Below are 11,426 nucleotides of genomic sequence, written 5' to 3' on the forward strand. Positions count from 1 at the left end.
GCCAGGGTGGTGACCACACGGGTGGACACGCCCCGGTCGGCGAGGAGTTCGGCGACGGCGCGGCTGCCGTAGGGGTCGGCGGAGCGCGGGTCGAGGTCTCCGTGCCTGCTGTCGGAGCGGACGACCGCGATGGCGACAGCACCGGCCAGGAGGAGCACCACGGCGAGGACGATGCCCCGGGTCCGGGTCCACACCTGGCGGGTGGTGGGCGCGGTGGAGGTGGGCGGAAGGGCTACGCCGGTGGTCATTCGGCGGCTCCCTGGCGGGTGTTGTGGGCCGTGCTCGGGGTACTGCTGGCGAGCATTGGTTTGGTGCGTTCCAGGTCGCGGTCGAGTTCGGCGATGCGCTGGTACGACGCCTGGGTCGCCCTGCGGCCGCCGTACGTCACGTCGTCGAAGTCCCGCGCGGCGGCGCGCAGCCGGTCCGTGTGGGCGGGCAGGACGCGGCCGGCTTCGGCGGCGGCCTCGTCGGCGGTGCGGCCCGGGCGGACATCAAGCAGGGCGCGTTCCTCCAGGGCGCGGACGACGGCACGCATGCGTTCCTGGAGGGCCTGGTTCCAGTGGCCCTGGGCGGCGTGTGCCTCGGCGGCCGCGCGGTGTTCGGCGGCACTGCGGGGGCGGTCGTCGAACAGGGCGGCGGCAGAGGCGGGTTGGCGGCGCGGGGTGCCCAGGCGCCACCACAGGGCGCCCAGGACGGCGACGACGGCCAGGACCACGACGACGAGGCCCAGCGGGCCTCCGGGCGTCGCGGACGCGGCAGTGGAGAGCATGCGGTCGACCCAGTCCAGGAAGGCGTTCAGGGCGCGCTGGAACAGCCCCGGGTCGTTCTCGTGGTACATCCGCTTGGACAGCTCACGCCGTGCCGCCTCCCGTGCGGGGTCGCGCGGGATCGTCACGGGCGGTTGGTCGCCCGAGCCGGCCAGGGACAGCAGGGCCGTCTCCCGGGCCCGCAGCAGGCCGCGTACGGCCTCGTCGGCGGCGCGCGGCAGGGCCGTCGGCACCGCTGTGAAGACTCCCCCCGTCGAGCTCACCGCATCAGCTCCCCGGGACGGGGCCGGGGGTGCTGGTGCCGTAGTTCTCGACGCCGGCGGCGCGGGCCAGTTCGAGGTCGAGGGCCTCGCGGCGGATGCGCTGGTCGATGTAGAGGAGCACGGTGACGCCCGCGTTGATCGGGAAGGTGAGCATGGAGCCGATCACCGAGCCGATGCCGCTGACGATGAGGAACGTCCAGCCGACGTTGGCGTTGGTGCTCTCGAGGAAGCCGGTGAAGCCGTCGCCGCTGAGGAAGGCGGCGCCTACGGCGAAGGGGATCACGGCGATCGAGGAGACGATGTTGGCGATGATCGTCGCCAGGATCTGGATGCCGAAGACCCGCCACCAGGAGCCGCGGACAAGCTTGGCGGAGCGGCCCAGGGACTTCGTGATGCTCTGCTTCTCCAGCATCAGGGCGGGGGAGGCCAGGGAGAGGCGGATCATCAGCCACAGGGTGACGACGGCGCCCGCGAGGATGCCCACGATGAGCAGTGCGGCGATGGCGCCGTCCGGGCCGCCGGCGATCGCGACGACGATGCCGGGCAGCGCGCCGACGAGCAGGACGCCGACCGCGATGAGTCCCATCAGCACGATGAGGCCGAACAGCTTGATGACCTGCGGGCGCGCGTCGCGCCAGGCCTCGCCGGTGGTCACGGACTTGCCGAGCACGGCGCGGCTGGTGACGGTGGTCAGCAGGGCTGTCGCGATGATGGTGCCGACCAGCGAGATCAGCAGGACGGCGCCCGAGCTGAGCATGACCTCGCCCGCGGCGCGGGACACCTCGCTGAGGGAGGCGCTCGGGTCGTTGAGGGCGTCGGTGGTCTCGGTGTCGTTCAGGACGAGGCCCTGGAGGAGGATCACCGCGACCTGGGTGACGACGGCGACCGTCAGCGAGATGCCGAGGACCGTGCGCCAGTAGGTGCGCATCGTGGAGACGGTGCCGTCGAGGATCTCGCCGACGCCGAGCGGACGCAGCGGGATCACGCCGGGCTTGGCGGCGGGCGGGGGACCGCCCCAGCCGCCGCCCCAGGCTCCGTATCCGCCGGGCGGGCCGTATCCGCCGGGTGGCCCGTATCCGCCCGGGCCGCCGTAGCCGCCGGGCCCACCGGGGCCGTTGTAGCCTCCGTAACCGCCGCCGGGGGGCTGTCCGCCCCAGCCGGGGCCGGGGGGTGGGGGCGGCGGTGCCTGGCCCGGTGCCGGGGCGCCCGTGGGGGCGGACCACTGACCGGGCGGTGGCTGCTCCTTGGACCACTTCGAGCCGGAGCCCTGTGGGTCCGTACCCGGCTGATCGGTGGGCTGCTCGGCAGGGCCTGCGGGGACGGGGCGGTCGGCAGGGGCGGACGCGCCGGGTTCCCGCCCGTCGGACGGGGCGGATCCGGGCGAGGCCCAGCCCGGAGTGTCGTTCATCGAAGCTCCTTCACGGTGCCCGTCCGCGGTCGCGGTGGCAGGTTGGCTGCCATCGTGCCATGGGGTGGTCATCCAGTGACCTGCCGCGGTACAGGCTCCGCACCTTCAATTGTCCGCCGGATACGGGGCAGACTGACGGCATGGCTGATCAGTACGCGCAAACCGGCGAGGACAAGCGGCCGACGGGAATGCCCGTGATCCGGTGGGAGGAGCCGCCCGAAGGTCCTGTGGTGGTCCTTCTTGACCAGACCAGACTGCCGGCCGAGGAGGTCGAGCTGGTGTGCACGGATGCGTCGGCGCTGGTGGAGGCGATCCGGACGCTCGCCGTGCGCGGGGCGCCGCTGCTCGGGATAGCGGGGGCGTACGGCGTCGCGCTCGCCGCCGTGCGGGGTTTCGACGTGGACGAGGCCGCGGTGGCGCTGGCGGGTGCCCGGCCCACGGCCGTGAATCTTTCCGTCGGGGTGCGCAGGGCCGCTTCGGCGTACCGGTCGGCTCTGGCCAAGAGTGGTGACACCGGGGCGGCGGCCGTGGCGGCGCTGGTTGCGGCGCGGGCGCTGCACCGGGAGGATGCCGAGGCCAGCGCCCGGATGGCCAGGAACGGGCTGGCGCTCCTGGACGAGTTGCTGCCGGGCGGAGGGCACCGGATCCTCACCCACTGCAACACCGGTTCGCTGGTGTCGGGAGGGGAGGGAACGGCGTTCGCGGTGGCCCTCCGGGCCCATCGGGCAGGGCGGCTCAGGCGGCTCTGGGTGGACGAAACGCGTCCGTTGCTGCAAGGTGCTCGCCTGACGGCATACGAGGCGGCTCGCAGCGGCATGGCGTACACCTTGCTCACCGACAACGCGGCCGGTTCGCTGTTCGCGGCGGGGGAGGTGGACGCGGTGCTGATCGGGGCGGACCGGATCGCGGCCGACGGTTCGGTGGCGAACAAGGTGGGGAGCTATCCGCTCGCGGTGCTCGCGCGGTACCACCATGTGCCGTTCATCGTGGTGGCGCCGGTGACGACGGTGGATCCGGAGACGCCGGACGGGGCGTCCATCGAGATCGAACAGCGCCCCGGATATGAGGTGACCGAGGTCACAGCACCGCAGGTGCCGGTGACGGGAGCGGGAGGCGGGATTCCGGTGGCACCCCTGGGGACCCAGGCGTACAACCCGGCGTTCGACGTGACGCCGCCCGAGCTGGTGACGGCGATCGTCACCGAAGAAGGCGCCGTTTCGCCCGTGACGGCTGAGGCTCTTGCCGAGCTGTGTGCCAGGTCACGCCAGGTAACGATTAGCTAATGGGATGATGTCGGCTCGACCGACGGAAACGGCCCCTCCACCTGCGGCGATTCGCAGGTCAAGGGGCCGTGACATCCAACGGTGACATCAACGGGCGTCGGAAGCCGGCTGTGAGGCTTCCAGCTCCCGGATCCGAGCCGGCTGCCGAAGCAGACGATCGAGCTGACCCACCGCAGCGATGACGTCCGGGTCCAGCGCCTCAGCGTATATGTCCATGGTCGTGGCGATCCGGCTGTGCCGGAGGACGGCCTTGACGATCCTCGGGTGCACCTTCAGGTGGACCAGGAGCGTCCCGCAGGACTTCCGCAGCCCCTTGGGGTTCATCTTGCCCAGCCCCTCAGTCGTGATCACCCGCTGCATGGTCAGGTACAGGTTCGAGGCCAACAGCGGATGCCCCGTCCGCGAGATGAAGACGTGCCCGTCGGGATCCTCGTACCAGGACCGTCCCGCAGCCAGCGCACGCTCACGCAGCATGGCCGTACGCATCCGGGTCCACCGCAGAGGCGCGATGCACTGCGCCGGCAGCGGTAGGGGAGCCTTCGACGTCTCGGTCTTCGGATCCAGATCGATCGTCCCGGCGCTTGAACGCTGCCGTTGCTGCTCCACCCACAGCACCCGGTTATCAAGATCGATGTTCTCCCACCGCAGACCACACACCTCGGCCCGGCGCAGACCGAGCAGGCAGAGGAGCAGGAACGCCGGGTAGTACACGGTCAGACGCCGAGCCGCCGCCAGGAAGCGGAGGACGGTGACGGCATCCCAGCTCTTGCCGCTGTCGGTGGTCGCCCGGATGTGCACGAGCTTGGCCACGTTCCGGGTGAGCCCGATGTCCTCCACCATGGCGGCCGTGAGTGCCGCCGAGAGGACCCGAAGGGCCTGCCGAGCAGTCTTGGCGCCCTTGTCCTCCGCAAGGCGCTGCATGGCCTTGCGCAGCTCCGTGACGCCCAGCTTCACCATGACCTTGGAGCCCAGACGCGCGCGCAGATGGTTGCGCACACCCTGTTCGTAGGTCTCATAGCTCTTCGGTTTCAGGTTCGGCTTGACGATCACCTCAAGCCAGTAGTCGAACCACTCGCCCAAGGTCATGTCCCGAGTCGGCGTCGGGATGCCGCCGTTGGCCCGCTCAATCAGCTCCCGACGCTTCCGGTCGCACTCGTCGAAGTCCTTGCCGTACGCGAACTTTCGCTTCACCGTGCCGTCCGGCTGAGGGACGTACACCGCTGCCTGGTAGCGGCCGTCAGAGCGCTTCGTGACCGTGCCCGAACCGTTGGGGTTCCGTTTGCGCTGTGGCATCAGGCAGCCTCCTCAAGACCCGCGCGGATGTACTCCTGAAGCGCGCTCTCCGGAATCCGCCGGCAGCGCCCCTCTTTGATCGAGGCGAGCCGTTTCGTGCGGATCAGGTCATAGACCTTGGAGCGGCTGTACTTGAGCCGCGCCATGACGTCAGGGACCTTCAGCAGCACGGGAGTGGGAGTGGTCATGTGGCAGCTCCTTCCAGTTCGAGCAGGGCGGGTAGTTCCTCGCGGGCGGTGTCGCGGTTGAGCTGGATCTCTTGGCGGATGTTGGCGGCGAGCCAGGATTCACCGGGGGTGTGGCCGTGGCCGGCGTAGGCCCAGTGGGCGAGGGTGAGCGTCGACGCCTCGGTCTCGTCGTCGGGGTCGGGCAGGCCGAGGGAGCGACGTTGCTGGGCTGCGCGGTAGTCGGCGCGGACCTGGCGCAGGGCGCCGAGGGTGGTCGAGTAGCGGCGCGACTTCGTGGAGAAGTGCCCGCGGAAGCCGAGCATGTGGGCCCAGTCCCGGAGCTTGCGGTCCGGGTAGAGGGCGTGCAGGTCGAGGCAGGCTTCGATCAGCTGGCGCGGGTGGTTGGGGACGCCGAGCAGTACGAGGGCTTCCTTGTTGCCGATCCGGCGGTCAACGGTGCCGGTGGTCTCGGCTGCTTTGGTGGCGTACTTGGCGACGTAGGAGGCGACGGCTGCTTCGGTGATGTCTTCGCCTTCGCCGAAGGCGCGGATCGGGCGTACGTCGACCTGGGTGCCCCAGGTGAGGGTGCGGGCGGGTTGGGTGCGGACCGGCTGGTCGGGGTCGGGCTGGTGGTGGGCGGGTTTGACGTCGACCTGTGCGCGGCCGGCGGCGGCGTGGATGGCGTCGGTGAGCAGGTCGAGGGTGGCCCACGGCGGGGGCGGGCTGTCGGGTCCTTCGGGTCCGTCGAAGCGGATCACTGCGTGGAAGTGGACGGCGCCGCGCTTTTGGTATTCGGCGACCTTGCCGAAGGCGACCCGGGAGGCTTCGTGGGCGGCTTTCTGGGTGAGGCCGGCGCGGCGGGCGATCTCGCGGCGCAGGTAGATCGTGAAGTAGCGCCACAGGTCGGAGGCGTGGTTGTTCCACAGCACGGCGCCCGCGTAGTCGTAGGTGTCGGGGTCGAGCGGGGTGCCGAGTTCGGGCGCGTCCTCCCCGTGGCGGGTGCCGCAGCGGCAGGGGTGGGTGCTGGGCCGGTTGTGGACCGGTCCGAACGAGGGCGCGGTCAGGGTGGCGAAGACCCGCGGGTGATCCCGGATCGTGTGCGGGGTGCCTTTGGCGGGGTCGCCGACGAGGCCGGCGCGGATGAGGTGGTAGGTGTCGCCGGCGTAGGTCCAGGCGCAGGCGGGGCAGCGGGAGGCACGCCGGTTGCCGCACGCAATCCGCAGCCGGCCGCCGGGCTCGTTGTCGGTGTCGTACCCATGCAGCACCTGCCCGGTTGCGCGGTCGCGGGTGACGGTGGAGCCGCGCAGGTGGATCGGGTCGGAGCAGCCGCCCGTACGCCGGATCTGGTCCTGGGTGCGGTCGAAGCCGGGGGACCCGGCCAGCCTCAGCACGTCGGCGAGGGTGGCCGGGTCCTCCAGGCCCGCCATGATGGCGGGGGCGGTCACTGGTCGTCGTCCTTCCGAGGATGGGTGTCGATCCACTCTTCGGCGCAGACCTTGTGCACGGGCTTGCCCCGGTCGGAGCGGAGCGGGGTGGGCTTCTCGCAGATCACGCAGGGCTGATCACCGGTGTGGTCGAAGTGCTCCGGGGAGCGCCAGTCGAGGAGAGCCACGTCGGTCACCTCCCGGCCCGTGCGAGGGCGGCGGTGCGGCGGGTGCCGGCGCCGTGGCAGGCCGGGCAGTTCACGGGGAGGGTGGTGCGGGTGCCGTCCGGGTTGCGGGTGCCGGTGGTGATGGCGACGACGGGGAAGCCGTCGCAGTCGGAGCAGACGCGCGGGCTCGGGGTGTTCCGGGGCATGATGGGGCTTCCCTTTCGGGTCCGTTGGATCACGAAGTGGGTGGAGCCGTCCGGGGCGGCAGATCTTTGGCGAGAGAGGCCGCCCCGGAGGGCGTTACTTATGCTTGCTGCGGTTGATCGTGTAGCTGAGCCCACCGGACGCGGACAGGACCGCGACGGCAGCGCCGGCGATGACCTGAACGACGAAAGCGATGACCAGGAGCACGACGACCGACCCAGCGATGACCACGAGGCTCAGGACGATCGGCCCCTTGTACGAGCGCGGGGCTTCCTGGACGATCACGACCTTGCGCACGTCCGTGCCGGCCGGGATCCGCTGGTAGAGGTCGGCGGGGATGTGACCGGCGCGAAGCTGGTCTTCGGGCAACTGCATGGGACCGGTCTCCTTCCGGCTCAGACGGTGCAGCGGTGGGTGCGGGCGGCGAGTTCGGCGGCCGAGCGGTCGTGGTGCTCGGTGGAAAAGCCGCAGTCGGGCGCGGTGCACGCGGCGGTGTGCTTGGTCTGGCCACGGCCGTTGTTGAACGTGCCGACCTGCACGGGCCCGATACGGATCACGTCGTAGAAGCGGTTCGGGCGCATCTCAGCCGTCCCGTCCGGTGAAGTCGTCGGCGTGGTCGGTGAGCCACTGCCGGACCTCGTCCTGTTCGTCGTCGTTGGCCTGGTTGATCGCGGTCTCTCCGAGAGCGAAGCCGTCGACCAGGCGGTTGTTCCGGGTGAGTTCGGCGGCCTGTTCCAGGGCCGACCGGATGAACGGGCGCACAGGGATCTCCTTGTCTGTCAGGCGAGTTGGGCGACGATGGCGCCGGCGAGGTCTTCCGGGATGCTGAGCCGGGCGCGCAGGGTGGCGGTGTCGATCTCGGTACCGGTGCGGGTGCGGTGCTCGGTGGCGACCTTGCGGGCGTGGTCGATCAGCGCCGGAGGCACGCTCACAGCGGTCTTCGGCAGCGCCGGGACCGGCTCCGGCTCGGGGATCCCGGGGGCCGGTTCGGGCGTCGTGGTGCGGTCGACTTCGACCACCGCGCGCGGCTCGGGGTCCGGGGCGGGTGCCGGGTCCGGGGTGTGGTCGGTGTGCTGGTGGGCGAGGAGGGTGCCGCCGAGGAAGGCCAGGGCGGGCCAGCCGGCGACGCCCAGGCGCAGCAGGGCGGGCGGGTGTTCCATGTCGAGGAACCCGGCCGTGGCGATGTTCGCGCCGAGGGAGGCGACCAGGGCGACCAGGAACCAGCACCAGGCCAGCCGGGACCGCTGGACCCGCAGCCGGCGCCACGCGGCGACCAGGAGCAGGTCAACGCTGATCGGGTAGGCCCAGGCCTTCCATCCGGTCTGGCCGGCGGCTTGGGCCAGGTCGTGCAGGTGGGCGAAGGACAGCGCACCCGCGATCACGGCCTGCACCAGTACGGCGTCCGGACGGATCGAGCGCTTCATGTCTTCACCTCCTTCAGGGCTGGTCGGTGGGGGCTTCGCCGGAGCCGAGGCAGTTCAGGCACAGCCCCGTCTGCTGACCGACCGCGCGGCGTTTGCGGCCGACCAGGACGGTGCGGGAGACCTCACCGGTGCCCTTGCACACGGAGCACTGCGCGGGCGTCGGCTCGGGGGTCTTCGTCGCGGCCATTTGGTGATCTCCTTCCGGGTTTTGGCATGGCGCGGGTAGGGACCTGGCGCGAAGCGGTCGCGCCGACCGTGGAACAAGGGGTGTGTCAGTCGCCGGCCGGCTGAGCGCCCACGAGCGGCGGTTCGCTCGGCATCGGCGGGATCACGGTCTGTTCGACCGGGCGGAACGGGGCCAGGAACGGCAGGTCCGGGGTCAGGTGCGCGAACTCCCGGCAGACAGCCTTCGCTTGATCCGGGGTGATCTCGGGGGTGCGGATGCGGGACCAGTAGCCCGACGCGTCGCCGGCCACCGCGACCCCGGGGCGATCCGCCCGGATCCCGGTCACTGAGACCACCGCGTCCGGGGCGATGTCACCCAGGCCCATCTCCGCGGTCTGCTTGTCGTTGACGCGGTGCACCACGCGGCCGGTGAGCTGGGCGCGCAGGGCGGTAGCGCCCCTGCCGAGGTCGGAGCCGAAGCGCTGCCCGCAGACCTCCAGGTAGATGCCGATCGCACGGGCCATCTGGCCGAGGCGGACCAGTTGCATGACGGTGTGGTCGCGGTCGGCTTCCTCCTTCTTGGAGGTCACCAGGAAGAGTTCCGCCACCTCGTCGATGAGCACGACCAGCGGGACCGGGCGTACCTCGTCGGGCAGTTCCCACAGGTCGGAGACGCCGTAGAGGGCGAGCAGGTCGAAGCGGTCTTCCATCTCCCGTACGAGTGCGTCGGCCAGGTACCCGGCAGTCTCGCGGTCGGTGGCCAGGCCGGACAGGCGCGGGGCGTAACGGGACTGCTCGACACCGCGCTTGCAGTCGATCCCGACCAGCCCCACCGGCAGCTGAGCAAGCCCCTTGACCAGGTTGCGTTGGAACATGGACTTGCCGGACTGGTTCGCGCCCAGGGTCAGGCTGTGCGGGATCTGCCGGTAGTTCCGCTCGAAGACCGTGCCGTCCTCCCGCAGCGCGACCGGGACGACCAGATCACGAGGCTGCGCCTTGCGCGGCATCCGCACCCGGCTGAGCACGTCGTAGCCGGTCATCCGGAGCTCGACATAGCCGGGCTTGGTCTCCGCCACGGTGACCGAGTGGACGCCCCAGGCGTGACGCAGGCGTTCGGTCGCTGCCGAGATGTCCGCGGGCTCCAGGCCGGCGGGAAGCCGGAGGGTGACCCGCAGACCGGTCGGCGTCGGGCGGACCCGGCGGACCTTCGGCGGGGCCGGACGGACCTCAGCGTGGGTCAGGTTGCGCTTGACGAAGGCGCGGAAGCCGGACGGCTGGACCGTCAGCCCGCACACCTCCATCGTGTCCCGGTAGGTCCAGGTGAACCGGCCCCAGGTGACCGGCAGACCGACCAGCGACCAGTACACGCGCGGAGCGCGGACCTTCGCGTAGCCGACCCCGCCGACACCCGCGGCTAACCCACCGAGTTCGAGCCAGGGCATGACATCGGTCATGATCAGACTGCCGAGGTGATCGCGACCGCGCGGAACGAGATTCCGTGCCGCTTCTCGCCGTTGAACGTGTTCTCCCAGTCACGAGCCTTCAGCCCGACGACCCGCACCGGCACACCCGGCGCCAGACCCTCCGGGAGACCGGTCTCCGGCACGGTCACCTGGTAGAGGTTCCCCTCGCCCTCGTCCGAGACCAGCAGACCCACGGTCGACAGGCTCGCGTTGGTCTCCCGGTCCACGGCCCGCTCACCGGTCTTCTTGTTGACCATCTTGGGTTCCGGCGCGGTCGCCACGAACACCACCGCGGTCGAAAGGTCGATCTTGAAAGACGGCATGGGCCAATCCCTCGTTCCTGGAGGCCGCCTTGCGCGACCTCTCTAGACATCTCCATGGGAGCACATCTCTAGAGATGCCGTCAAGCGAGATGTCTAGAGAGGTTTCGGGGAGGGTTGAGTGATCACCCGCAAAAGGCGGTGTACTAGCTCACCGGGAGAGCGCGTGTGCTAGTACACGGTCTAGGCTGTCTAGAGAAGAGAGGAGGGCTTCCTAATGGCCACCACCGACGACGACCGTCGGCCGAAGTACCAGCGGATCGCAGACTCCCTACGCGAGGCGATCCAGTCGGGCGAATACGGTCCCGGTGATCGGCTTCCGGGAGAGAATGAGCTCATGGCCTCGCACGGCGTGGCCCGCATGACGGCACGTCAGGCGCTGGGGGTACTCAAAGACGAAGGCGTAGCCGAGGCCCGCAAGGGCGCCGGCGTCTTCGTCCGGTCCTTCCGACCCTTGCGTCGCCGGGGCATCCAGCGGCTTTCCGAGGAGCAGTGGGGTAGCGGTCGGTCCATCTGGGCGGCCGACACGGAGAACCGCACGCTTGAAGTGGACCAGGTGGCAGTGTCGGAGGAAGCCGCCCTGGAGAACATCGGGCGCGTGCTCGACCTTGCCGATGGGGAGACGGTGTGCGTCCGTCGGCGGCGGTACGTCCTGGATGGGAAGCCCGTCCTGCTGGCGACCAGTTACCTCCCCACATCAGTGGTGGGAGGCTCCGCCATCACGCACGCGGATCCGGGGGCAGGTGGGATTTATGCCCGCCTCGCCGAACTCGGCTACAAGCCCGTGCACTTCCGCGAGGAGATCCGCTCTCGCATGCCCTCGAAGGATGAGGCGTCACAGTTGGGCATCTCCTCTGGCACACCCGTCATCCTGATCTGCCGGACCGCATTCGCGGACGAAGGGCGCCCGGTCGAGATCAACGAGATGACCTTGGACGCGGCCTCTTACATTCTGGAGTACGACTTCGACGCGTAGGCCAGCGGTGTCTAGCGTCAGATGAGGCTTGACGGTTGTGCGTCGGTTGAGGCTTTCCGGTTCCTAGCCTGTTGTGCGGTTCGTCGTGCCGTAGGCCTTGAA

16 protein-coding genes and 1 pseudogene are annotated in these 11,426 nt (G+C 70.3%); 2 read left to right on the forward strand and 15 right to left on the reverse strand.

What is annotated here, in order from left to right; genetic code table 11:
* From ACFWXC_RS52435 to ACFWXC_RS52445, 3 genes and pseudogenes are all read right to left on the reverse strand, one after another.
* Nucleotides 1-248: pseudogene (locus tag ACFWXC_RS52435) on the reverse strand (DUF4350 domain-containing protein); the annotation flags it as partial.
* Nucleotides 245-1,030 carry a DUF4129 domain-containing protein gene (locus ACFWXC_RS52440; RefSeq protein ID WP_384491345.1) on the reverse strand — a complete coding sequence of 262 codons (786 nt, stop codon included), beginning with the start codon at nt 1,028-1,030 and terminating at the stop codon, nt 245-247. The pseudogene ACFWXC_RS52435 and the gene ACFWXC_RS52440, both read right to left, overlap by 4 nt.
* Nucleotides 1,031-1,034: 4 nt before the next feature.
* Nucleotides 1,035-2,438: a hypothetical protein gene (locus ACFWXC_RS52445; protein ID WP_384491347.1), complete on the reverse strand. Its 1,404-nt coding sequence runs from the start codon at nt 2,436-2,438 to the stop codon at nt 1,035-1,037.
* A gap of 140 nt (nt 2,439-2,578) precedes the next feature.
* Between ACFWXC_RS52445 and mtnA the strand changes: the two genes are divergently transcribed.
* Nucleotides 2,579-3,721: an S-methyl-5-thioribose-1-phosphate isomerase gene (gene mtnA / locus ACFWXC_RS52450; RefSeq protein ID WP_384491376.1), complete on the forward strand. Its 1,143-nt coding sequence runs from the start codon at nt 2,579-2,581 to the stop codon at nt 3,719-3,721.
* A gap of 87 nt (nt 3,722-3,808) precedes the next feature.
* Here mtnA and xerC read toward each other — a convergent pair whose 3' ends face one another.
* The 12 genes from xerC to ACFWXC_RS52510 all read right to left on the reverse strand — a co-directional run bounded on the left by xerC (nt 3,809) and on the right by ACFWXC_RS52510 (nt 10,351).
* A complete protein-coding gene (gene xerC / locus ACFWXC_RS52455; protein WP_384491349.1) occupies nt 3,809-5,014 on the reverse strand; it encodes a tyrosine recombinase XerC in 1,206 nt (401 codons plus the stop codon).
* Entirely contained in the window at nt 5,014-5,202 is a 189-nt protein-coding gene (locus tag ACFWXC_RS52460; protein WP_350785393.1) for a helix-turn-helix domain-containing protein, read from the reverse strand. The genes xerC and ACFWXC_RS52460 overlap by 1 nt, the downstream gene beginning before the upstream one ends.
* Nucleotides 5,199-6,626 (reverse strand): replication initiator protein RepSA, encoded by a 1,428-nt coding sequence (gene repSA / locus ACFWXC_RS52465; protein ID WP_384491352.1) that lies wholly within the window; start codon nt 6,624-6,626, stop codon nt 5,199-5,201. Before repSA ends, ACFWXC_RS52460 begins: the two co-directional genes overlap by 4 nt.
* Nucleotides 6,623-6,793 (reverse strand): hypothetical protein, encoded by a 171-nt coding sequence (locus ACFWXC_RS52470; RefSeq protein ID WP_384491354.1) that lies wholly within the window; start codon nt 6,791-6,793, stop codon nt 6,623-6,625. Before ACFWXC_RS52470 ends, repSA begins: the two co-directional genes overlap by 4 nt.
* 5 nt (nt 6,794-6,798) lie before the next feature.
* Complete coding sequence (locus ACFWXC_RS52475) at nt 6,799-6,978, reverse strand: hypothetical protein (protein WP_384491356.1); 180 nt, start codon at nt 6,976-6,978, stop codon at nt 6,799-6,801.
* Nucleotides 6,979-7,072: 94 nt separating this feature from the next.
* Nucleotides 7,073-7,351, reverse strand: coding sequence for a hypothetical protein (locus ACFWXC_RS52480; RefSeq protein ID WP_384491358.1), 279 nt, complete (start codon nt 7,349-7,351; stop codon nt 7,073-7,075).
* A 20-nt stretch (nt 7,352-7,371) separates the two neighbouring features.
* The gene (locus tag ACFWXC_RS52485; protein ID WP_384491360.1) at nt 7,372-7,557 is read right to left on the reverse strand and encodes a mobile element transfer protein; all 186 of its coding nucleotides are present in this window, start codon (nt 7,555-7,557) and stop codon (nt 7,372-7,374) included.
* Between the two features lies 1 nt (nt 7,558).
* Nucleotides 7,559-7,738, reverse strand: coding sequence for a hypothetical protein (locus ACFWXC_RS52490; protein WP_384491362.1), 180 nt, complete (start codon nt 7,736-7,738; stop codon nt 7,559-7,561).
* A gap of 17 nt (nt 7,739-7,755) precedes the next feature.
* Nucleotides 7,756-8,400 (reverse strand): DUF2637 domain-containing protein, encoded by a 645-nt coding sequence (locus ACFWXC_RS52495; RefSeq protein WP_384491364.1) that lies wholly within the window; start codon nt 8,398-8,400, stop codon nt 7,756-7,758.
* A 13-nt stretch (nt 8,401-8,413) separates the two neighbouring features.
* Nucleotides 8,414-8,587, reverse strand: a complete 174-nt coding sequence (locus tag ACFWXC_RS52500; RefSeq protein WP_384491366.1) for a hypothetical protein — start codon at nt 8,585-8,587, stop codon at nt 8,414-8,416.
* An 85-nt stretch (nt 8,588-8,672) separates the two neighbouring features.
* On the reverse strand, nt 8,673-10,019 hold the full coding sequence (locus tag ACFWXC_RS52505) for an FtsK/SpoIIIE domain-containing protein (RefSeq protein WP_384491368.1): 1,347 nt from the start codon (nt 10,017-10,019) through the stop codon (nt 8,673-8,675).
* 2 nt (nt 10,020-10,021) lie between these two features.
* Nucleotides 10,022-10,351 (reverse strand): hypothetical protein, encoded by a 330-nt coding sequence (locus ACFWXC_RS52510; RefSeq protein ID WP_384491370.1) that lies wholly within the window; start codon nt 10,349-10,351, stop codon nt 10,022-10,024.
* 214 nt (nt 10,352-10,565) lie between these two features.
* On the opposite strand from ACFWXC_RS52510, the gene ACFWXC_RS52515 reads away from it, so the two are divergent.
* Complete coding sequence (locus ACFWXC_RS52515; protein ID WP_384491372.1) at nt 10,566-11,324, forward strand: GntR family transcriptional regulator; 759 nt, start codon at nt 10,566-10,568, stop codon at nt 11,322-11,324.
* Nucleotides 11,325-11,426 lie beyond the last annotated feature (102 nt).

The organism is Streptomyces sp. NPDC058683, assembly GCF_042716195.1.
GTDB lineage: Bacteria > Actinomycetota > Actinomycetes > Streptomycetales > Streptomycetaceae > Streptomyces.